The organism is Salinicola endophyticus (genome assembly GCF_003206575.1).
GTDB classification, from domain to species: Bacteria; Pseudomonadota; Gammaproteobacteria; order Pseudomonadales; family Halomonadaceae; genus Salinicola; species Salinicola endophyticus.
The window spans coordinates 460,058-481,911 of record NZ_PZJO01000003.1 but is presented as its reverse complement, the minus strand read 5'-3'; the positions used below and the strand labels follow the sequence as shown (position 1 = coordinate 481,911).

The following is a 21,854-nucleotide window of genomic DNA, read 5'->3' as shown; positions in this document are numbered from 1 at the left end:
GGCGCGGCGGCGAAGCCACCGGCACCAAGCGAAAACGGTCTTCGAGTATACACCGCCGCCCCCGGGGGTCGTCTGCCCTCGGGGTGAAATCGTCGCGCTGCTTGCCCATTTTGTTCGCCGCAGGGGCACAGGTTGAGTCGGCGCGGAGGCACAGGCCCCGGCGCGTGCCACAATGCTGTCACGATTGCACGGCATTCATGTCTGCGTGCGTCATTTTCATCCTCACCCGCGACGTCTGTGTTACGCTATGCGCCCGCCGGCGGCGGCCTCCCGACAGTGTGTGAGCTCGCGCGACGCCCGCGCCTGCCGACGGATTTCCCATCACCGCGACGCGCTCGCGACAAGCCGATGAAGAAAGGTTGATCCCCCAATGGCCAAGACGTCTCTGGACAAGAGCAAGATCAAGTTTCTGCTGCTCGAGGGCATTCATCAGTCCGCCGTGGATTCGCTGCTCAATGCGGGCTACACCAACATCGAAACGCTCTCGACGTCGCTCAGCGAAGACGAGCTGATCGACAAGATCCGTGACGTCCACTTCATCGGCATCCGCTCGCGCACGCAGCTCACCGAGCGCGTCTTCGCCGCCGCCGAGAAGCTCACCGCGGTGGGCTGTTTCTGCATCGGCACCAACCAGGTCGATCTCGACGCCGCCCTGGCGCGCGCGATCCCGGTGTTCAACGCGCCCTTCTCCAACACCCGCTCGGTCGCCGAGCTGGTGCTGGCCGAGACCATCATGCTGCTGCGCGGCATCCCGGAGAAGAACGCCCGCGCCCATCAGGGTGGCTGGCTCAAGTCGGCCAAGAACTCCCACGAGGCGCGCGGCAAGACCCTGGGGATCGTCGGCTACGGTAGCATCGGCGCACAGCTCTCCGTGCTCGCCGAGTCCCTCGGCCTCGACGTGATCTACTACGACGTGGTCACCAAGCTGGCGCTGGGCAATGCCCGCCAGGTGGGTAGCCTCGAGGAGCTGCTGGCGCGCGCCGACGTGGTCAGCCTGCACGTGCCCGACCTGCCCGCCACCCGCTGGATGATCGGCGCCGAGCAGATCGCGCTGATGAAGCAGGGCGGCATTCTGATCAACGCCTCGCGCGGTTCGGTGGTCGAGATCGAGCCGCTGGCACAAGCGCTCCAGAGCGGCAAGCTGCTGGGCGCGGCGATCGACGTCTTCCCGGTCGAACCCAAGGGCACCAGCGAGGAGTTCGTCTCGCCGCTGCGCGGTCTGGAGAACGTGATCCTGACCCCGCACATCGGGGGCTCGACCCTGGAAGCGCAGGAGAACATCGGCATCGAAGTGGCCGAGAAGCTGGTCACCTACTCCGACAACGGCACCACCATCACCTCGGTCAACTTCCCCGAGGTGGCGCTGCCCTCGCACCCGGACAAGCACCGCCTGCTGCACATCCACGAGAACGTGCCCGGCGTGCTCTCCGAGATCAACCGCGTGCTGTCGGAGAACGGCATCAACATCGCCGGCCAGTTCCTGCAGACCAACGACAAGGTCGGCTACGTGGTGATCGACGTCGACAAGGCCTACGGCCCGCAGGCGCTCGACGCGCTCAAGCAGGTCAACCACACCGTGCGCCTGCGCGTGCTCTACTCAGAGACCGACTACCGCACCTGAGCCCGACTATCGCGCCTGAGCCCGGCCACAGGGTCGAGGCGCGCGCACTGCCAGGTCGATCTCTACCTACCAAGGCCCGCGCCACCCGGCGCGGGCCTTGGTGCCTCTGACCGACACCTCACTGATAGCGCATCACCGCGGCGTGCTGCGCCGCCAGCCGTTTCAACAACTGGTTGCGCGCCGACGCGGAGATCGGCTGGGCGAGCAGCGTCGCCTGGAGCGCATCGACCAGGCGGTTGAAGTCGGCCTCATGAATGCCCATGTGCTGGTGCGCCTTGTCCATCGGCGCGCCCTGGTAGACGCAGGGCCCATCGCTGACCACGCACAGGTAGTCCGCCAGAGAGCCGACGAAGTAGTCGATATTGGTGTTGGCGAAGAAACCCACCAGCTCGGGGTCATCGGCGAGACGATAGGCGAAGTCCTCGACGATGGCGTGGATGCCCTGCTCGCCGCCGAGTTGCTGATAGAGGGTCGGCGCGGGCTGCGGCTTCGCCCCGGCACAGCCGCTCAGGGCCCACGCCAGCAGTAGCGCGGCCAGGTACCCACGCGTCAAGATCGGATACATCACAAGCCCCCCGTCAAAGCGCCAGTTGCAGCGACAGATAGCCGCCACGCTGGTTCTCGAGCCCGGCGATATCACCAAGGTCGAGCCAGGCACCGGTCAGCGAGAGGTGGCGAGTCAGGAACAGTGCGGTGAACAGGTCCTGCCACGCCTGCTCCTGGGCAAAGCCGAGATTGTCCGGCTTCTGTCGATACTCCACCCCGACCACCCAGGCCGGGGTCAGGAACAGCCCCATTGAGCCCTCGGCCACCAGCGAACGGCCGCTGTCGCGATCGCCACCGAAGCCGAGCAGCCCACCCTGATTGGCGCGGGTCGAGCGCAGCGTCAGGTTGGCCAGCAGGTTGCGTCCGGCCACCGCGTCGAAGAACAGCTTGCTGCCGGCCAGATAGAGATCGTTGCCCTGGGTCGACTTGGCGCCCACGGCCCGCGCCAGCGCCTGCCCCTGATCGAGCCGCTTGTGCTGCACGCCGAGACTCCAGCTACCCCAGGGGTGGTAGAGCGGGTCGCCGAACAGGCGCAGCTTGACCCCATAGATATCCTGCGCCAGCACGCCGCCCAGGGTGTCGAGCGCCAGCCGCTGGCGGGCGTAGGAGAGCTCCACCCGGTCGTGCCAGTTGACCCCCACCCCGCGCACGCGCAGGCCGTAGTCGTCCAGCCACGCTTCGCTGGCGGCCACGGTCACCGCCACCTCGGTATCGCTGGCGGTACCGGCGAGCACGCCCCAGGGTGATAGCCCGCCACCGGCGGCGCCCTCGATCTGGGTCACGCCGCCGGTGCCCAGCAGGCGGCTCCCCGCCTGTACCGGGGTGACCAGCGCGGCGGCCAGCAGCGCGGTGATACCCAGGGCCAGGCGCCGGCCCCAGCGGGATATGCGTCTCGCCATCAGACGGTGCCTCGCAGGATCATGGTGTCGACTCCGGGGTGGCCCGCAGGGGTTGGCGCACGCCGGGGGTATAGGCAGCGATCCACCCGACCACGGCGGCCGCGGGTAAAGGGCGCGAGATGCCATAGCCCTGCAGATAATCGCAGCCGAGCTCGACCAGCAGCGCCCGCGCGGCCTCGGTCTCGACGCCCTCGGCGACCACCTCGAGCCCCAGGTTGTGACCGAGTTCGATCGTCGAGTGCACGATGATGCGGTCGTCGGACTGCTGCTCGAGCTTGAGAATGAAGGATTTGTCGATCTTGAGCTGGCGTACCGCCAGCCGCTTGAGCTGGGCCAGCGAGGAGTAGCCGGTGCCGAAATCGTCGATCGCGGTGCTGGCACCGCGCTGCGACAGGTCGGCCAGCACCCGGCGGGATGTCTCCGGATCGGACATGATCGCACTCTCGGTCACCTCCAGCCCCAGCCGGGCCGGTTCCAGGCCGTGGGTCGCCAGTACCTGCGCGAGCTGCTGCGGCAGGGCCGGATCGATCACATCCTGCGCCGACAGATTCACCGCCACGGCCAGGCACAGCCCCTCCTCGGCCTCCCAGGCGGCCAGTTGCCGGCACACCGTGGTCAGCATCCAGCCGGTCAGTTGGGACATGAGGCCGGCGCTCTCGGCCAGGGTGATGAACTCGTCCGGCGGGATGAAACCGAACTCCGGATGCTGCCAGCGCATCAGCGCCTCGAGCTCGACCAGCGCCCCGTCGGCGGCGGCGATCTTGGGCTGGTAGACCATGCTCAGCTGCCCGCGCTCGGCCGCCAGTTGCAGATCGCGTACCAGCGTCATCTCGCGCAGGCGCTTCTCATCCTGCCCCTCCACGTAGCGCAGATAGCCGAGCCGCTGCTGCTTGGCCATGGCCATGGCGATCTCGGCCCGGCGCAGCAGCAGCGGCGTCTCACGCCCGTGTTCAGGGAAATTGACCTCGCCATAGACGAGCTGCAGGCGCAGCGGCGAGTGGTCGAGCTCGATCGGCCGCGCCAACCCCTCGCGCAGCGATGCCAGCCAGCGGGCATCGACGGCCGCTGAGTCGACCAGCAGCAGGAACTCGTCGCCGCCCAGGCGGTAGGCGTGATGCACCGGTGCCGGGCAGCTGGCGAGGCGCTTCGCCAACTGGCGCAACGCCTGGTCGCCGACGGCGTAGCCGAAGGTGTCGTTGATATGGCGGAAGCCGTAGATCGATAGCCGCAGCAGCGTGAACGGCTGCCCCGCCGCGACCGCTTCGGCAATGTCCTGCTGCGCCGAGTGGCGGTTGGCCAGCGCAGTGAGTTGATCGTGCCGCGTCTGATGACGCTGCTGCCGCTCGCGGGTCTCGATATCGTTCTGCATCGCCACCAGCGTGCGGCCGAGCAGCCCGATCTCGCCGCCGCTGCCGGTCGGCACCTCGGTGACCCGCTCGCCGCGTCCGATACGCTGGGCGACCCGGGCCAGCTGGATCAGCGGCTGCGACATGCCGCGGGCGCTGAAGGCGGCCACCAGCGCGGTCAGCGCCAGGGTCAGCGCAAAGATCGTTGCCAGCCGCCAGCCGAGTGCCTGGAACACCACCAGCAGATCCGCACGAGGGTGCTCCACCACCGCATAGACCTGGCCCTGGCCTTGACCCGGCACCTTGCCCTGACCGGCACCGGGGGTGATCCCAGAGACCATCAGCGGCGAGGCGAGCACCAGGGCGTCCAGCCTGGCGTCGACGCCGCTGTGATGCAGATAGTCACCCCGCGCCAGATCCACGCGCAGCGCGCTCACCGCCTCGGGCGGCGCCTGCGCCAGCGCGCCGGCGACATAGCCCGCAGCATGTTCGCCCGACGCACCGGATGCCGGCTCTGCATCACTCACCAGAAAACTGACCTGCAGCCGGGTCAACTGGGCAATCTCCTCGGCCAGCGGCGTGTCGAGCAGGAACCCCATGCCGACCCAGCCGATCAGATTGGGCGCCCGCACCGGCAGCATGACGAACTGATAGGGGCGCTGGTCCTGCAGCACCACGCCGGTCGCCTCGCCGGACTGGCGCACCTGCTGCCACAGTCGCGGGAATGGCATCGGCGTGCCCGGGGCATGGTGGCTGCTGGCCACGATGGTGCCATCCGGCGCCGCCAGCAGCGCCATGTCGGCTCCCACCCGTTCGCCCTGATTGGCCAGCACGCTGGCCAGCGTGTTCAGGTCCAGAGAGGCGATCGCGCTCTTGAAGCCGAAGTCCGAGGTCAGGATGCCGACGCTGTTGCGCAGCTGCTTGCCGCGCTCGTCGAGCAGTTGGCGCATCACCCCGAGCCCCACCTCCAGCTCGCGCCCCCCCTTCTGCATGATGTCGCGATGGATCGTGCCCAGGGTGGCGATGGCGGCGACCAGCTGGGCCACGGCCATCACCGCCAGCATGATCAGCAGCAAGCGTCGGCGAAACGACACTCAGTTGGCCTGCGTCTGTTCGAGCGCGCGCTGGAAGCGCTGCTGCAGCGCCGAGGGCGCGGGTACCGGGGGCAGACTCGCCGCGAGGGTGAGCGCCACCTCACGGGACTGATCGGCCACGATCTCCCCCTCCCACCACTCGAGATGCGTATCCTCCAGGCGGGGGTGCCACACACGCAGCCGATGCTGGCCCGGCGGCAGATCGAAGATGGCGCGACCATCGTCACCGGTGAGCGTGCGATAGGGCGCATCGCTGACCACGATGAACGCTTCCATCGCATCATGGATATTGCAGCCGAGCACGACCACGCCGGCGTGGTCGAAGCGCTCCGGCGGCGGCGTCTCCTGGAGATAGAGATCGAGTCTGAACGGGTGCGCCGGCGAGAAGGAGTAGACGTGATGGCGCGTGGTGTCACGATTGGGAAAGCTGACCTCGGCACCCACCGGTACCAGCAGTACGTGCGGGATGAACGTGGCCTGGCGCTGCACGATCTGGTAGTGGTCGGCGGCGCTGACCGAGCCCGCCGTGGATGGCGCATAGACCTCGACCACCGCGTCGCCGAGCGGCGTGCCGGTGGCGACATCGGTGATCTGTAGCTGCGCGCTGGCCGCGGGGGTCGCCCACGCCAGCAGCATCAGCGACGCCAGCGGCGCGCTCAGGGTCCATCGGTGGGAAGGGGTCAGGCACATCTCGGCGCTCTCGCTCGGCGGCGGCGCGCGGCGAGCGCGACCAACCGCCGATCACGCTCCGCGCACCGCTCGCCTCAAGGGGTGGCAGATACATAGCACGATATCGGCCGCCCGGCCCCAAACTTGACTTAGACTCCAGCGCTCATCAGGGCAGCTCGCCACTCCCCTCCTGACCCCGCGTGGCATCCGCCGGATTGGCGGTGGGGCCGTCCTGGGGCACGCCGGGCTGGACCTCGCGCTGGCCATCGGCGTAAGTGTTGACGGTACAGCCGGCCAGCAGTGACAGCAGCAGCGCAGCCAGGGCAAAAGAGAGCAGATGACGCATGTTAGGTTCCTCGTGATCCCGTCGGGCACCCCTCGGGTAGCCCGGTGTCGTTATGCTTGATGCCTAGGGGGTGTACGAACAGCCGGCGAGCACAGGCCGTTTTCGGACAAAGCCTAGAAGTCCAGACCTATACCAGCATAGACCGTTCGGCCCGGCGCTGGCTCGAAGTAGCGCGCATTGCTGGCGTTGATGCGCACGTTGGCATAGTGCTCCACCGCGAACAGATTGCGGATACCGACATAGGTCTTCAGCCAGGTATCGCCGCCGAGATGCCAGCCGTCGCCACCGCGCAGATTGACCAGCCAGTAGTCGCCGACCGTTACCTCGCCGGCGTTGTCCGCCACCATATCGCCCACGTACTGGGTCTCGATGCTGGCGAAACGCTCCCCCAGCCCCTCCCAGCTCAGCCGGTTGACCCAGGTCTGCTGCGGCAGGCCGGGGATGCGCTTGCCGTCGTAGCGACCCTGGGTATCGGAGAAGTGGTCGAAGTGGTAGCGCGCCAGCGTCAGGGCGCTGTCGAGGCGCCAGCTGGGGGTGAACTGCCAGCCGAGCGCGACTTCGAGCCCATCGCGCTCGCTGTCGCCGGCGTTCTGGTAGAAGGTGCGCCCGGACTCACCCTCGTAGGGCACCAGCTCGTCGCGCACCCGCACCGAGAACAGCGCGACGTCGTAGTCGAAGCCGTTGGCGAAGCTGCCGCGCAGCCCCAGCTCGCGATTCCACGCCTTCTGCGGCTCGATATCGCCATTGAAGCCGCCGGCCCCGCTGGGGTTGGCGAACTCGGAGAAGGTCGGCGTCTCGTAGGCGGTGCCGGTGTTGGCGTAGAGCTGATGGTTGGCACGGTAGCGATAGCTGATGCCGGCACTGCCGCTCCACTGATCGAAGGTGCGCTCGCCGCTGTCGTCGCCGTCACCGTTGGCGGAGTCGATATAGGCGTCGTCGATCTTCATCCTGACCCGGTCGTAGCGCCCGCCAAGGGAGAGCGTCCAGCGCTCGTCGAGATCGAGATCGCCCTGCACGAAGGTCCCCAGCGAGGTTGCGGTCTGCGTCTCGTCGGCCGCCGTGCCGGTGACCGCGCCACTGAAGGCGACGTTCTTGCGTCCGCGATCATCGCGCTGGCGGGCGATATCGACCCCGGCGACATAGCGCAGCGGCATCTGCCCCAGGTGCACGGTCTGGTGATACTCGGCGCTGCCGCCATAGTAGTCACGCTGATAGTCGATCAGGCTGTCGCCGGGATAGGGCAGCTGCTGCTCGAAGTCGCGGCGCAGATAGAAGCCCTTGAGATAGAGCGCGCCGGGCCCCGCCGAGAGATCCTCGTACTGCAGGCCGAACACCTGCTGATCGACGTTCTGGCCGGTGTCGTACTTCTCGGTGAAGGCCCCGGCCTGATCGCGGTCGGCATGCACCTGCGCCCGGGTCAGCCCGCCCGGATCCTCGGACTCGGGATTGTCGAGCAGATTGACGATGGCGGTGAGCGCACGGTCGCTGCCCAGCTCCCGGCGCAGTTTGGCGTTGAGCAGGTACTTCTCGGTGGCACTGTGGTCGCGGTAGCCCGAATAGTCGAGGGCGGAGAGGCTGACATGGTGCGACCAGGGGCCATTGACCCCGCCGTTGCTCACCGCGAACTTGCGATAACCGTGACTGCCCCCCTCCATACGAATATGGCTACCCGGATCGTCGCGCCCATTCGCCGTGGTCACGCTGATCACCCCACCGGCAGCATTGCCGTACTGCACCGCGGCCGGTCCGCGGATCACCTCGATGCGTTCGGCGCTGTCGAGATCGATGGCATCGAGCTGAGCCTGGCCGTCGGGCAGCGTATAGGGGATACCGTCGACCATCACGGTGATACCGCGCACACCGAACGGCGCCCGCGCGCCGAAACCGCGGATGGCGATGCGCTGCCCCTGGGCGAAGTTGTTGCGGTTTTGCAGATAGAGGCCGGGGACGAGATCGAGCGACTCGTCCAGCCTGACCCGCTGCTGGCCCTGCTGGATCGCTTCGCGGTCGACCACGGAGACGGCCGCCGGCGTCGCGTAGAGTTCCCGCGCCAGGCGTGGCGCGGTCACCTCGATGACCGGCTGGGCCATGGGCGCGGTACTGCCGGCCTGGGCCAGCGCACTCAAAGGCGCGAGCAGCACCCCGGCGCCGAGCGCCGGGGAGAGAATTCGGATTGTCATGGCGTTCCCTGCGATATCCCCCGTTCTGGCGCGACGACGGCGCGGCCTGCAGACGATGCCTGGCGTCGTCCGCTGTGCGGGGTTGTCTGGTGATGATGGCGAGAAGCGCCCACTATGCCGCAGCCTGTCCGGGCTGACAAAGCCGGGTTGGCGCCGCACGCCAATCGTGGCCATGCTCAAGGCTCTAGGGTTTGTACGAAAAGTCAGCGAGCGAAGGCAAGACAAGGCAAAAATCGGTGAAAACGCGGAGTTTACGGGGTGTAAATGAGCATTTTGAGCCGATTTTTAACACCGTATTGCCGAGCGCAGCCAGTTTTCGTACAGAGCTGGTGTCGTCGCCTGCGCGACGGCATCTCAATCGTCTGCAAGGAGGCATAGCATGGATCTCGCCATCAGCGGCAAGACCGCCCTGGTCACCGGCGCCCAGGGCGGTATCGGTCTGGCGACCGCGCGGCGGCTGGCCGCCGAGGGCGTCAATCTCGTCCTCAGCGACATCGACGCCGAGGCGCTCGAGGCAGCCGCCGCCGACCTCGATGCCGCGACGCTCTGCGTCACCGCCGACGTCACCGATCAGGCGCAGGTCGACGCGCTCGTCGCCCGCGGCCGCGAACGCTTCGGCCATATCGACATGGTGGTCCACGCCGCCGGCATCACCGGCGCCAAGGGCGACCCGCTGACACTGACGGACGCCGATTACGAAGAGGCATGGCAGATCGACTTCTTCTCCGCCGTGCGACTGGCGCGGGCGACCATCCCCGCCATGCGCGAGCAGGGCTGGGGGCGCTTCGTCTGCCTCACCTCGGAGAACACCGTGCAGCCCTACTGGGAGGAGGCGGTCTACAACACTGCCAAGGCCGCGCTGAGCGCCTTCATCAAGAACCTCTCCTACCGCGAAGCGGCGCACGGGGTGCTGTGCAACACCGTGGCACCGGCCTTCATCGCCTCGCCGATGACCGACGGCATGATGCACCAGCGCGCCGAAGCGCTGAACTGCTCATTCGACGAGGCGGTGGAGAGCTTTCTCGACGAGGAGCGCCCGGGCATCGTCGCCAAGCGCCGCGGCGAGGCGGACGAGGTCGCCTACATCATCGCGATGCTGCTCTCCCCCCACGCCTCCTTCGTCAACGGCAGCAATCTGCGCGTCGATGGCGGGGCGGTGATGTCGGTCCAGAACTGACGCCGGAGCCGAAGCCAGCACTGACACCAGAGCCCGCACCGATGGTCACACCAGCGCGGGCGATGCCGACAGTGCGGGTGCTAACATGTCAGTGCGGGTGCTCACAGGTGATAGACCAGCGACACTCCGGTAGTGGTATCGGTCTGGCTGGAGGCCCCCGGCGGCGGGTTGTCGTTGAAATCGGCCTCGTAGGAGAGCTTGAGCGCCAGGGCGTCGTTCATCGACACGATCAGCGCCGTCTCGGAACGCCCGATGATGTTCTCCCGCGACGACTCGGTGGCCAGGGTCTGGCTGAAGCGCGAGTTATCGGAGAACTGCCAGCCGTAGTCCAGCCCGGCGTAGAACAGCGCCAGGTCGTCACTGCCGTCACCGGTGTACTCGTCGTGACGTACCCCGGGGCCGACCTCGACCGAGAGCGAATGCGGCGGCCCCTCCAGGATCTGGCGGCCGTAGCCACCGATCAGCGTGCTCTGGGAGTCGTAGCCGGAGAAACGATCCTTGTCCCAGCGCGCCAGCCCGAACAGGTAGTTGGCACGGGAGAGGTTGTAGCGCGTGCGCCCCTGGACGAAGTACTCCTCGGCGGAGGTCTCGTCCTCGTCGCTGGCGCTCTTGGCCCCCAGCTTGAGGTTGTAGGACCAGGGCGCATCGAACCAGGTCATGTCGGCGGCGGCGCGCAGGCTTTCACTATGGCTGTTGCCGCTGATCTTGTTGTAGCCCAGCTCGGCCTGCCCCTCGAACGGCTTCTCGGCCTCGGCCGGATTGCCCAGCGCCTCGAAATCCTCGAGCTGGGCCTGGGCGCCGCCAGCCAGTGCCAGCAACCCGGCGCCCAGCAGCCACTGCCGAGCCCGCTTCCGCGTCTTCGGTCGTCCTTGATGCATCACGTACGCCTCCTTTCTGACTGCCATGAACGCTCATGCCGGCAGGCACGTGGCTGCCCGGCATGAAGATCGCCGCGACCCGCGCTCGCCCGGTGGTGGCGCGGGCGGACAGGCGAAAACGAGAGGTATAGACAACCAAAGCTTTAGAAGGTGCAACAGCGCCCAGGGGCCTACGAAAAGTCGGCGAGCGTGAGCGTCGTGTCGAGCCGGCAGTGCCGTTGGGGCAAAAAAAAGCGAGCCAATGGCTCGCCAAGCTTCCGTCTGTGAATAAGGTCTCTTACCCGACGGAAGAGCGCTCGGGTGGGCCACCACCGCCGCAGTCGGCAGTCATGGCCCGCAAGTAGAGAGGCGTCGACGTCGGGCACAGGGCACCGGCATCGCTCGCCGGTGCCAAGTTAAGCGAGCGGGATGCTGGCGTCAATATTTATGGAAAGGATTTCCAATTTTGTGATGCGGCATGTCAGGGCAGCATCAGAAGCAGGTTTCCAGGGTCTCCTCGACGTTCAGGTCGGCATCCACCAGCAGCAGGCGACGCCACTTGTCGAAGGTCAGACAGGGGTGCGAGGTGCCGAAGGCGATCACGTCACCCACCGCGACCTCGGTACCGGCAGGCAGCTCAAGGAACAGGTGCTGGTCCATGATGTGCACGCTGCGCCAGCCGTCGACCGCGCACGGCGTCGCCTGCCCCTGCGGATAGCGGCGCAGGACGATGGGCAGATCCGGCTCATGACCGATGTCGCGCTTGCCCAGGGCGACGATCGCGCGCCCCGGCTCGGGCAGCGACTGCACCTGGGCGAACACCTCCAGTGCTGGCTGCAGCTCGCCGGCGAGCTGCGGATGGCGTGACTTGATCTCGGCCATGGCGCCGGCGTAGAGCTTGTGGTCGTGGACCACGTAGCAGCCGGGGCGCAGCACCGGCGTGTAGTGCTGGCGCAGCTCGGCGCGGTCGAAACCCTCGGCGATCAGATCGAACCACTTGGATCCCGAGGCGGTGACGATCGGTGCCTCGCGCGCCAGCGCCCCGCTCTCGCGCAGGCTGCGCACCGTCTCCACCAGCCGCGCGGCGTAGGCGCGTACCGCCGCGACCTCGTCGCCGCCGTGGATCAGCCCTTCGTAGCCCTCGACCCCCACCAGCGCCAGCGCCGGCTCGGCGGCGATCGCCGCCACCACCGCCGCGACCTGATCGGCGTCGCGACAGCCGCAGCGCCCACCGGCGACACCCAGCTCCACCAGAACCTGCAGACGCAGGCCGCGGGCGGCGAAGAAAGCCCCCAGCGCGCGTACGTTGTCGACCCCATCCACCACGCAGTAGTAGTCCAGCCCTGCGGCGATGGCATCCGCCACCAGTGCCATGTTGGGCTCGCCGATCAGCTGATTGACCATCAGCACGCGCTCGATGCCGTGGGCGTGGGCTGCCGCCGTCTGTACCGCGGTGGCCAGGGTAATGCCCCAGGCCCCCGCCGCCAGCTGACGCTTGAACAGCTCAGGCGTCATGGTGGTCTTGCCGTGGGGTGCCAGTTCGGCGCCATGGTCGGCGGCAAAGCGCTGCATCCAGGCGATGTTGTGGGCCAGCGCCGGCGCCAGCACCGCCGCCGCCGGCAGCGGCACGTCGCGCAGCAGCTGCTTCGGCGTCGACGCCGAAGCAGCGTAGGGCGTGCCCTTCTCGATCACGGGGACACTGCTGATCACGGAAACAGGAGTGAGCGGGTCGTGCATGACGGGTCTCCAGAGGCAGAGCGAAAGATGACAACGCAGGAGAAGGGAACACGCAGCGCCAGGGCCATGCTCAGTCGCCGTGGGAGAGCGTCGCCGCGGCCTCGCGCAGAGCCTCGACGAGAGCCTCGCGGCGTGCCTGATCGGCATTGCGCCCCACGGTGAAACAGAGCGTCGCCCGGGCGACGGTATCGCCTTCGTGAATGGGTACCGCCATGCAGCAGGCAAAGCTGTCCACCAGCCCTTCGGTGAGCGCATAGCCGCGCTGGCGCGTGTGTTCGATCTCGGCGAGAAACGCGTCGATATCGATCTGCTCACCGCTGGGCAGCACGAAATCGGCCTCCGGCACCAGCCCCAGGATCGCCTCCCGCGGCATGCCGCCGAGCAGTACGCGCCCCGAGGCGGTCCAGGGGATCGGCACCTTGACCCCGACCTCGGAACTGATCCGAAACGGCCGCGCGCCATTCTCGTTGAGCATGACGGTGTACTTGTCGCCGTCGAGCATGCACAGCTGCGTGGTCTCGTCGAAGCGCGCCGAGAGTTGGCGCATCACCGGCCGCGCCCGGCGCAGCAGATCGTTGTGGTCGGCGTAGTCGAGACCGAAGTAGTGCATCGCGCGGCCGAAGAAGATGCGTCCGTCGCTGCCGGTCTCCAGCCAGCCGGCCTCGCTGAGCAGATTGATCAGCTCGTAGACGCTGGAGCGCGGCGCGCCGGTCGCCGCCATCAGCTCCTTGGGCGTCATCGGTTCGCGATGCAGATGGAGCTGCTCGCACAGCGAGATGACGCGGTCGACGCCGCGCGCCCGGGACGTCGATGTCGTGGGTTGACGCATATCGCCTCATGGCTGGCCGGCATGAGAGGCCATGGTATCCAGGCGGTGATCGCCTGGATACGCCCCTCTTGCGCGGCGGACGGGAATGCGCGCAGTATAGATTTATCCGGTAAACCAGACAACCGTCCGATATATCGGACGACAACGAATAGGGACACCGGATCGCAGCCGCACACCAGCAGCCGCAAACAACATCAACAACAGGTGAGCCTACCCATGACCACGATCCACAAGATGCTGGGCGCCATCTCGGTATTTGCCCTCTCCTCCCTGAGCGTCGCCGACGTGCACGCCGACACCCTGCAGGACGTGCTGGCGCGCGGCGAGCTGATCGTCGGTACCGGCAGCGCCAATCCGCCCTGGCACTTCACCCAGGATGGCCAGACCGTGGGCTTCGATGCCGATATCGGTCATATCCTGGCCCAGGGGCTGTTCAACGACCCCAGCAAGGTGCGCTTCGTCAATCAATCTTCCGATGCGCGCATTCCCAACCTGCTGACCAACAAGGTCGATATCTCCTGCCAGGCGATGACCGTGACCGCGGCGCGGGCCCAGCAGGTCGCGTTCACCGTGCCCTACTACCGCGAAGGGGTCGGCCTGCTGATGCTCGACGGCGGAGACTACGCCGACTACCCCGCGCTCAAGGCGGCCGGCAGCGACATCACGGTGGCGGTGCTGCAGAACGTCTACGCCGAGCAGATGGTGCATCAGGCCCTGCCCGAGGCGAAGGTGGACCAGTACGAGAGCCAGAACCTGATCTATCAGGCGCTCAACTCCCACCGCGCCGACGCCGTGGCCACCGATCTCTCCACGCTGAAGTGGTACATGAAGAACAACAGCGGCCGCTATACCGACGCCGGCTACGCCTGGAACCCGCAGTCCTACGCCTGCGCGGTCTCGCCGGACGACGCCCGCTGGCTGCAGTTCGTCAACACCACCCTCGAACAGGCGATGAACGGGGTCGAGTTCGAGCGTTATGCCGCGGCCTTCGAACAGTGGTTCGGCGAGCGTCCGCCGGCGCCCGAGACCGGTTTCCCCAGCGAGATGCGCTGAGCCCCGGGGCCGCCGCGCCGGCATCTGGCGCGGCGGCCGGTCCTCGAATCACCGCCGGTGAATGAACTGCCATGAGCTATCACTTCAACTTCGCCCCGATCCTGGCGCAGTGGCCGCTGCTGTTGAGCGGTATCGGGCTGGGCCTGCTGCTGGCGCTGGTCTCCATCGCGATCGGCTCGCTGCTGGGTCTGGTCGTCGCCTTCGCCACCCGGGCACCGAGCCGCTGGCTCGCGGGCCTCGCCTTCGCCTGGATCTCGACCCTGCGCAATCTGCCGATTCTGGTGATCGTGCTGTTTCTGTTCTTCGGCATGCCCCAGCTGGGGCTGTCGCTGGACAAGATCAACAGCTTCATCCTCGCGCTGTCGCTCTATACCAGCGCCTACATGGCCGAAGTCTTCCGTGCCGGGCTGCTGAGCGTGCCACCGGGTCTGATCGAGGCGGGCCAGGCGATCGGCCTGACCCGGTCCCGCATCCAGCGCGATATCGTGCTGCCGATCATGTTCCGCAACGCGCTGCCGGCGTTCGGCAACAACTTCGTCTCGCTGTTCAAGGACACTTCGCTGGCCGCCACCATCGCGGTGCCGGAGCTGACCTACTATGCGCGCAAGATCAACTCCGAGACCTTCCGCGTGATCGAGGTCTGGCTGGTCGCTTCGCTGCTCTACATCGTCTGCTGCTACGCCATCACGCTGATTCTGCGGGCGCTGGAAAAGCGCCTGGTCCTGGAGGCGAACTGAGATGCAGTGGGACTACTTCTTCGACCAGGTGCTCAGCCACCGGGATGCGCTGCTGCAGGGCACCGCGGTCACCATCGGCGTCTCACTCTCGGCCATCGTCGCGGGCACCCTGCTGGGCATCGCGATCGGGGTCGCCGTGACCTACGGCATCAAGCCGCTGCGCTGGCCGGCGCGCGCCTACATCGACATCATCCGTGGTACCCCGGTGCTGGTCCTGGTGCTCGCCACCTTCTATATCTCGTCCGCCGTGGGCCTCGATCTGGGCGCCTTCCAGGCCGGGGTGCTGGCGCTGACGCTGTTCTGCGCCTCGCATGTCGGCGAGATCCTGCGCGGCGCCCTGCAGGCGCTGCCGCGCGGGCAGATCGAAGCCGGCCGCGCCATCGGCCTCACCTTCGGCGGCATCTTCCGCCACATCCTGTTCCCCCAGGCGCTGCGCTATGCGCTACCGACCTGGATCACCGCCGCAGTGGAGATGGTCAAGGCGTCCACGCTGCTCTCCGTGATCGGCGTCGCCGAGCTGCTGCTCACCACCCAGCAGATCATCAGCAACAATTTTCTCAACATGCAGTTCTACCTGCTCGCGGGGCTGATCTATTTCCTGATCGACTTCGCCATCGAGCAGGTCGGACGCTACGTCGGCCGGCGCCTCGACCGCCCCGCCAGGAGAACGACATGACTCCCATCGTGGAAGTGCGCGCGCTGCACAAACGCTTCGGCGAACTCGAGGTGCTCAAAGGCATCGACCTCGTGGTGAACGAGGGCGAGGTAGTCTCCATCATCGGCTCCAGCGGTTCGGGCAAGACCACCCTGCTGCGCTGCCTCAATCTGCTCGAGGAGTTCCACCAGGGCGAGGTGCGGATCGGCGGCGAGAGCATCGGCTATCGCCAGCGCAACGGCCAGCGCGTGCGCGCCAGCGAGCGCGAGATCGCCGGCCAGCGGGCGATGACCGGCATGGTGTTCCAGGCGTTCAACCTGTTTCCGCACATGAGCGCGCTGGACAACGTCACCCTCGGCCTCACCCGGGTGCGTGGCATGTCCCGGCGCCAGGCGGTGGAGCTGGCCGACCACTGGCTGGAGCGGGTGGGCATGCGGGAGCGCCGCGATCATCGCCCCGCCCAGCTCTCCGGCGGCCAGCAGCAGCGGGTCGCGATCGCCCGCGCCATCGCCATGAATCCCCGCGTGATGCTGTTCGACGAGGCGACCTCGGCGCTCGATCCGGAGCGGGTCGGCGAGGTGCTCGAGACCATTCGCAGCCTCGCCCAGGAGGGCATGACCATGGTGCTGGTCACCCATGAGATGCGCTTCGCCCGCGATGTCTCCGACAAGGTGGTGTTCATGGATGGCGGCCGCATCGCCGAGCAGGGCCCGCCGGCGACGCTGTTCTCGACCCCAGAGTCAGCGCGGCTGCAGGCGTTTCTCAAGACCTCGTCACTGTGACCGCGAGCGCTTCGCCCCGGCGGGACGGGGCCGGTGCTGGCTGTCGACGAAGGTTAAAAGAAAATAACTTTCACGAATTCAGAAATTAGGATAGAAACTAACAGGCATGCATTTCCCGCCCGAGACCGGCCCCGCCAAAGGAGAGCTTCGTGAGCCAGCAGGTCGACATCCTATCGTTGATCACCGCCCGTCTTCCCAGCCTGCGCGCCGCCGAGCGCAAGGTCGCCGGACTGATCTTCGACGATATCGATTTCGTCGCCGAGGCGAGCATCGGCGAGATCGCCGCTCGCGCCGGGGTCAGCGACGCCACGGTGACCCGCTTCGCCCGGGCGGTGGAGTGCCGTAACGTGCGCGACCTCAAGACCCGCCTGACCCGCGCCCTGGCCGCCGGCCGTCGCTTCATCCAGGAGGCGAACGAGGAGGATGGCCTCGGCGTGATCTACGACAGCGCCACCCAGACCCTGGCGCTCAACCGCACGCTGATGGAGCAGGCCGACGTCGAGGGCGCGGTGGAGATGCTCGATGGCGCGCGTCAGATTCTGGTCTTCGGCGCTGGCGGCGGCTCCACGGTGATGGCCCAGGAGCTGCAGTTCCGGCTGGTGCGGCTGGGCTATGCGATCAGCGCCTATCCCCAGGCGCTGCTGCCGCGCATGGTCGCCGCCACCCTGGAGCCGGAAGACGTGGTGGTGGCGCTCTCGGCCAGCGGCTACACCCCCGAGATCAACGATGCCGCCGAGCTGGCCCGCGAATACGGTGCACGCGTGATCGCGATCACCGCGGTGGCCTCGCCGCTGGCCGGCATCGCCGACCTGGCGCTACCGCTGGCCTCGCGGGAGACCGACTTCATCTATTTTCCGTCGTCGTCACGCTACGCCATGATGGCCGCCGTGGACATGCTGGCGCTGGGCCTGGCGCTGCGCCACCGGGCGCGGACCCGCGACAAGCTGCGGCGACTCAAGATCACCCTCGATGCCCATCGCGGTGGCGACAATCGCCAGCCGCTCGGCGACTGAGCCGCCAGGAGCGACCATGTCACACCAGCACGACCTGCTGATCCGCCGCGCCAATCTCATCGATGGCAGCGGCCGCGACGCCTTCGTCGCCGATGTCGCCGTCGACGGCGAGCGTATCGTCGCCGTGGGCGACCTGGCCGAGGCCCGCGGCCGCGAGGAGATCGCGGCTGAGGGGCTGACCCTGACCCCCGGCTTCATCGACGTCCACACCCACGACGACACCAATGTCATCCGCACCCCGGAGATGCTGCCCAAGCTCTCCCAGGGGGTGACCACGGTGGTGGTCGGCAACTGCGGCATCAGCGCCAGCCCGGTCAGCCTCGACGGCGAGGTACCGGACCCGATGAACCTGCTCGGGCGCGCCGAGGATTTCCGCTACCCCACCTTCGCCGCCTACGCCGAGGCGGTGGCCACGGCGCGTCCCAGCGTCAACGTCGCCGCGCTGATCGGCCACACCAGCCTGCGCAGCCAGGTGATGGATCGCTTCGACCGCCCCGCCAGCCCGGCCGAGATCGCGGCCATGCGCGCCCAGCTCGAGACCGCCCTGGCCGAGGGCGCACTGGGGCTCTCCTCGGGGCTCGCCTACCGCAACGCCTTCCACGCCCCCAGCGCGGAGATGAATGCACTGGTCGCCGCGGTGGGGCGCGCCGGCGGGGTCTACACCACGCATCTGCGCGACGAGTTCGCCGGGCTGCCGGCGGCGATGGACGAAGCCTTCGCCACCGCCACCCACGGCCAGGCGCCGCTGGTGATCTCGCATCTCAAGTGCGCCGGTGCCGGCAACTGGGGCAACGCGCCCCTGGCGCTGGCCAAACTGGATGCCGCGGCACACAGCCACGGCGTGCACTGCGACTGCTACCCCTACACCGCCGGCTCCTCGACGCTGGATCTGGGCCAGGTCACCGACGAGATCGAGATCTTCATCACCTGGTCCGACTCCCATCCCGAGATGGCGCGCCAGCCGCTGAAGACGATCGCCGCGCAGTGGGAACTGTCGCTGCTGGAGGCCGCCCGGCGGCTGCAGCCGGCCGGGGCGGTCTACCACAACATGAGCGAGGCGGATATGCGCCAGGTGCTGGCGCATCCGCTATCGATGGTGGGCTCCGACGGGCTGCCCAACGATCCGCATCCGCACCCGCGGCTATGGGGTGCCTTCCCGCGGGTGCTCGCCCACTACAGTCGCGACCTGAAACTGCTGCCGCTGACCGAGGCGGTTCGCAAGATGACCGGGCTCTCCGCCGCCAACTTCGGCCTGACCGACCGCGGTGAGATTCGTGTCGGCGCCTTCGCCGACCTGGTGCTGCTCGACCTCGACAAGCTCGAGGACACCGCCACCTACAGCGCGCCGATCGCCAAGGCCAGCGGCATCGAGCTGGTGGTGGTCAATGGCGTAATCGGCTATCGCCACGGCCAGGCCAGCGCCACCCGCGCCGGACGCCTGCTGCGACGCGAGGTGCAGCTATCGCCGCGCCCCTCGCGCCCCACCACCGCCTGATATCCCGTATCGGCCCCGCGCGCCGCGCGGGGTCTTCCCTGACCCAGAGAGGAGATTTTCCATGAGCATCAAGCGTTATGGCGTCGAAGGCGGCGTCGGCACCGGCGGCCAGAAGCTGCCCTTCGCCCGCGCCACCGAAGCGGGTGGCTGGCTGTTCGTCTCCGGCCAGACGCCGATGACCGACGGCGAAGTGGTCGAAGGCAGCATCGTCGAGCAGTCGCGGCTGGCCTTCGCCAACTGTCTGAAGATCGCCGAGGAGGCCGGTTACGGCGTGGAAGACGTGGTCCACGTCACCGCCGTGCTCACCGACGCGCGCTACTTCAGCTCGTTCAACAAGGTGTTCAAGGAAGTTTTCGGCGACCACCCGCCGGCGCGGATCTGCAGCGTCCAGGACCTGGTGGTCGACTGCAAGGTAGAGGTGGATATCAAGTGCTATCGCGCCGACCGCGCCTGACGAGCGCCCAAGCGGAGGCCTCTCTGGGCAAGCCTCCCGGCACTGCAAAGACATGAGAAAGCGGTAACGAAAGGTGGTCGCGCCCCGGCAAGGGCGCGACCGCAGTGAAAAACCCCACAGGACATGACATTTCACACTGCTCCGGTCGCGGCAACGACCGGGACGACAATTATAAGAGGTAGCCATGAACAGCCAAGTCTTCCTCGGCACCTTCGTCGCTTACGTGATCGTGATGATCGCATTCGGCTGCTGGGTTTCCCGCCACAGCCGCGGTAGCGGTGACGACTTTCTGCTCGGCGGGCGCAGCCTGCCGCTCTTCCTGACCATCGGCACCACCGTGGCGACCATGGTCGGCACCGGTTCGAGCATGGGGGCGGTCGGCTTCGGCTACGCCAACGGCTGGGCCGGGGCCCTCTACGGTATCGGCGGGGCGATCGGCGTGCTGCTGCTGGCGTTCTGGTTCGCCCCGGTGAGACGCCTGCGCTTCATGACCATGAGCGAGGAGCTCTCCTACTATGTCGGCGCCAATCGCCTGGTGCGTAACGTCGTCGCGGTGCTGATCTATATCGCCTGCATCGGCTGGCTCGGCGCGCATATCCTCGGCGGCGGCCTCTACCTGTCGTGGATGGCGGGGATCGACCTGACCACGGCACGCATCCTGGTCGCGCTGGGCTTCGGCATCTACTGCGTGATCGGCGGCTACATGGCGGTGGTCTGGACCGATACCGTGCAGGCGGTGGTGCTGTTCGTCGGCTTCATCGTGATGGCGATCATCGCCCTGGTCGAGGTCGGCGGCTTCTCCGGCCTCGGCACCCACATGGATGCCAGCGCCACCACCTTCCTCGGGATCGGCAAGATCGGCCTGGTACCGGCCATCTCGCTCGCCGCCGTCATCGCCGTCGGTGTACTGGCGACACCCTCCTACCGCCAGCGCATCTACTCCGGCAACTCGGTGGCCTCGGTGCGCAAGTCGTTCGTGATCACCGGCGTGCTCTATCTGTTCTTCTCGGTCATTCCGGCGATCATCGGCATGGCGACCCACGCGCTCAATCCGAACCTGGACAACAGCAACTTCGCCTTCCCGTTCCTCGCCACCGAGATCCTGCCGCTGTGGCTGGGCCTGCTGCTGCTGGTGGCGGGGCTTTCGGCGACCATGTCGAGCGCCAGCTCCGATGCCATCGCCGGGGTCTCGATCCTGCTGCGCGATATCTACGTGCTGTTCACCGGCCACACGCCGTCGGCGCGCAAGGTCGTGGGGCTCTCCCGGCTGGCGCTGGTCGTCACCATCGGCCTGGCGCTGCTGTTCGCGCTCACCTCCAACAACGTCATCAGCTATATCACCAGCATGATCGCCACGGTGATGGCGGGGATGTTCGTCTGCGGCGTGCTCGGACGCTTCTGGCCGCGCTACACCTGGCAGGGGGCCATCGCTACCCTGGTGGCGGCCTCGGCGACCTCGCTGTCGGTGATCAATGTCGACAGCTGGACGGCGTTCTGGGGCAATCCCAGCATCCCCGCCGTGCTGGTCGCGCTGATCGTGGGTGTCGTCGTCAGCCTGGTCACGCCCGCCTCGAAGGTGACACCGGAACAGGCGCTCAAGATCATCGACGACGAACGCGAACGCATGGAGCAGGACGACATGCCGGCCAAGGCGGTTGGCGGCAAACCGGTCTGACGCCAACGCCAACGAGCTGGGGTGCCCCTGACGGGCACCCTAGCTCATCGCCTGCGACCGACTCGTCACGGCACCACGATCCGAATGTTCATCTCCCGCTCGTCGAGATTGTCGGCGCCGCCACGATCGACGACCAGAAACTCCCCTTCGCGCTCCAGCACCGAGTGGATCGCATGCCAGGTGCCAGCCCGATAGTTGACCCCCTGGCGGCCGTCGGTGACAAAGGCGCGAATCGCGCTCGGATCGATGTCATCGCCCGGTGGCGCCACCACGACCACGAAGCGCTCCTCGTGCAGCGGCATGAACGCCTGGCTGCCCAGCGGGTGACGCTCGAGCAGTGCGACCTCCAGCGGCAGCGTCACCGGCTGGCTGACGAAGATACTGATCAGCGGCGGCGTCGCAGCATCACGAATATCGACCTTGGCCAGCGCATGGTGGCGCTGGGTACGCCCCCCGTTGATCGCGAACGACTCGCCGACGCGGGCATCGATCACCTCACCGAAGGGCGCGAAGGCCGCTGCGGTCAGCGGCTGCGCGTTGAGTTCCTGCATCTGCTCTGCTCCTGTCATCACTCACGATCGTGTTCCGCCTCCGGTTTTACCCCATGAGGCCGCGCGCGTCGCGCCGGTTTCCCAAGTTATCGTCTAAAGCAACACCCTCTGAGCGTGCCACCGGGACACGTTACCGAC

The 21,854-nt window shown here is 67.3% G+C and carries 20 protein-coding genes; 10 read left to right on the top strand and 10 right to left on the bottom strand.

Annotated elements, in window-relative coordinates; all coding sequences use genetic code 11:
• Positions 1–370: 370 nt before the first annotated feature.
• Positions 371–1,621 (top strand): phosphoglycerate dehydrogenase, encoded by a 1,251-nt coding sequence (gene serA / locus DOM66_RS08670; protein WP_110678039.1) that lies wholly within the window; start codon positions 371–373, stop codon positions 1,619–1,621.
• Between the two features lie 118 nt (positions 1,622–1,739).
• Here serA and DOM66_RS08665 read toward each other — a convergent pair whose 3' ends face one another.
• From DOM66_RS08665 to DOM66_RS08640, 6 genes are all read right to left on the bottom strand, one after another.
• Entirely contained in the window at positions 1,740–2,186 is a 447-nt protein-coding gene (locus tag DOM66_RS08665) for a group I truncated hemoglobin (protein WP_110678036.1), read from the bottom strand.
• Between the two features lie 13 nt (positions 2,187–2,199).
• On the bottom strand, positions 2,200–3,066 hold the full coding sequence (locus DOM66_RS08660) for a DUF3034 family protein (RefSeq protein WP_110689885.1): 867 nt from the start codon (positions 3,064–3,066) through the stop codon (positions 2,200–2,202).
• Positions 3,067–3,085: 19 nt separating this feature from the next.
• Positions 3,086–5,506, bottom strand: a complete 2,421-nt coding sequence (locus DOM66_RS08655) for a bifunctional diguanylate cyclase/phosphodiesterase (protein WP_110689884.1) — start codon at positions 5,504–5,506, stop codon at positions 3,086–3,088.
• Entirely contained in the window at positions 5,507–6,196 is a 690-nt protein-coding gene (locus tag DOM66_RS08650) for a cupredoxin domain-containing protein (protein WP_110689883.1), read from the bottom strand.
• A 145-nt stretch (positions 6,197–6,341) separates the two neighbouring features.
• Entirely contained in the window at positions 6,342–6,521 is a 180-nt protein-coding gene (locus DOM66_RS08645) for a hypothetical protein (protein WP_106418905.1), read from the bottom strand.
• 113 nt (positions 6,522–6,634) lie between these two features.
• A complete protein-coding gene (locus DOM66_RS08640) occupies positions 6,635–8,701 on the bottom strand; it encodes a TonB-dependent receptor family protein (protein WP_110689882.1) in 2,067 nt (688 codons plus the stop codon).
• Between the two features lie 379 nt (positions 8,702–9,080).
• On the opposite strand from DOM66_RS08640, the gene DOM66_RS08635 reads away from it, so the two are divergent.
• Entirely contained in the window at positions 9,081–9,878 is a 798-nt protein-coding gene (locus DOM66_RS08635) for an SDR family NAD(P)-dependent oxidoreductase (RefSeq protein ID WP_110678028.1), read from the top strand.
• Between the two features lie 101 nt (positions 9,879–9,979).
• Here the strand turns inward: DOM66_RS08635 and DOM66_RS08630 are convergent, their stop codons facing one another.
• The 3 genes from DOM66_RS08630 to DOM66_RS08620 form a co-directional block, all read right to left on the bottom strand.
• Positions 9,980–10,756 carry a DUF481 domain-containing protein gene (locus DOM66_RS08630; protein WP_157959022.1) on the bottom strand — a complete coding sequence of 259 codons (777 nt, stop codon included), beginning with the start codon at positions 10,754–10,756 and terminating at the stop codon, positions 9,980–9,982.
• 471 nt (positions 10,757–11,227) lie between these two features.
• Positions 11,228–12,472 (bottom strand): amino acid deaminase, encoded by a 1,245-nt coding sequence (locus DOM66_RS08625; protein ID WP_110689880.1) that lies wholly within the window; start codon positions 12,470–12,472, stop codon positions 11,228–11,230.
• Between the two features lie 70 nt (positions 12,473–12,542).
• Positions 12,543–13,301, bottom strand: coding sequence for an IclR family transcriptional regulator (locus DOM66_RS08620; protein WP_110689879.1), 759 nt, complete (start codon positions 13,299–13,301; stop codon positions 12,543–12,545).
• A gap of 216 nt (positions 13,302–13,517) precedes the next feature.
• On the opposite strand from DOM66_RS08620, the gene DOM66_RS08615 reads away from it, so the two are divergent.
• From DOM66_RS08615 to DOM66_RS08580, 8 genes are all read left to right on the top strand, one after another.
• Positions 13,518–14,354, top strand: a complete 837-nt coding sequence (locus tag DOM66_RS08615) for a transporter substrate-binding domain-containing protein (RefSeq protein ID WP_110673636.1) — start codon at positions 13,518–13,520, stop codon at positions 14,352–14,354.
• Between the two features lie 71 nt (positions 14,355–14,425).
• Positions 14,426–15,091 (top strand): amino acid ABC transporter permease, encoded by a 666-nt coding sequence (locus DOM66_RS08610; RefSeq protein ID WP_110673637.1) that lies wholly within the window; start codon positions 14,426–14,428, stop codon positions 15,089–15,091.
• 1 nt (position 15,092) lies between these two features.
• Positions 15,093–15,767 carry an amino acid ABC transporter permease gene (locus DOM66_RS08605; protein ID WP_106420567.1) on the top strand — a complete coding sequence of 225 codons (675 nt, stop codon included), beginning with the start codon at positions 15,093–15,095 and terminating at the stop codon, positions 15,765–15,767.
• On the top strand, positions 15,764–16,528 hold the full coding sequence (locus DOM66_RS08600) for an amino acid ABC transporter ATP-binding protein (protein WP_110673638.1): 765 nt from the start codon (positions 15,764–15,766) through the stop codon (positions 16,526–16,528). Before DOM66_RS08605 ends, DOM66_RS08600 begins: the two co-directional genes overlap by 4 nt.
• 149 nt (positions 16,529–16,677) lie before the next feature.
• Positions 16,678–17,541, top strand: coding sequence for a MurR/RpiR family transcriptional regulator (locus tag DOM66_RS08595; protein WP_110689878.1), 864 nt, complete (start codon positions 16,678–16,680; stop codon positions 17,539–17,541).
• 16 nt (positions 17,542–17,557) lie between these two features.
• Positions 17,558–19,036: an N-acyl-D-amino-acid deacylase family protein gene (locus DOM66_RS08590; protein WP_110689877.1), complete on the top strand. Its 1,479-nt coding sequence runs from the start codon at positions 17,558–17,560 to the stop codon at positions 19,034–19,036.
• A 61-nt stretch (positions 19,037–19,097) separates the two neighbouring features.
• Positions 19,098–19,490: a RidA family protein gene (locus DOM66_RS08585; RefSeq protein WP_110650929.1), complete on the top strand. Its 393-nt coding sequence runs from the start codon at positions 19,098–19,100 to the stop codon at positions 19,488–19,490.
• A 184-nt stretch (positions 19,491–19,674) separates the two neighbouring features.
• Positions 19,675–21,165: a sodium:solute symporter family protein gene (locus tag DOM66_RS08580; RefSeq protein ID WP_110673641.1), complete on the top strand. Its 1,491-nt coding sequence runs from the start codon at positions 19,675–19,677 to the stop codon at positions 21,163–21,165.
• A 65-nt stretch (positions 21,166–21,230) separates the two neighbouring features.
• On the opposite strand, the gene DOM66_RS08575 is transcribed toward DOM66_RS08580, so the two are convergent.
• Positions 21,231–21,716: an ureidoglycolate lyase gene (locus tag DOM66_RS08575; protein ID WP_110689876.1), complete on the bottom strand. Its 486-nt coding sequence runs from the start codon at positions 21,714–21,716 to the stop codon at positions 21,231–21,233.
• Between the last annotated feature and the right edge of the window lie 138 nt (positions 21,717–21,854).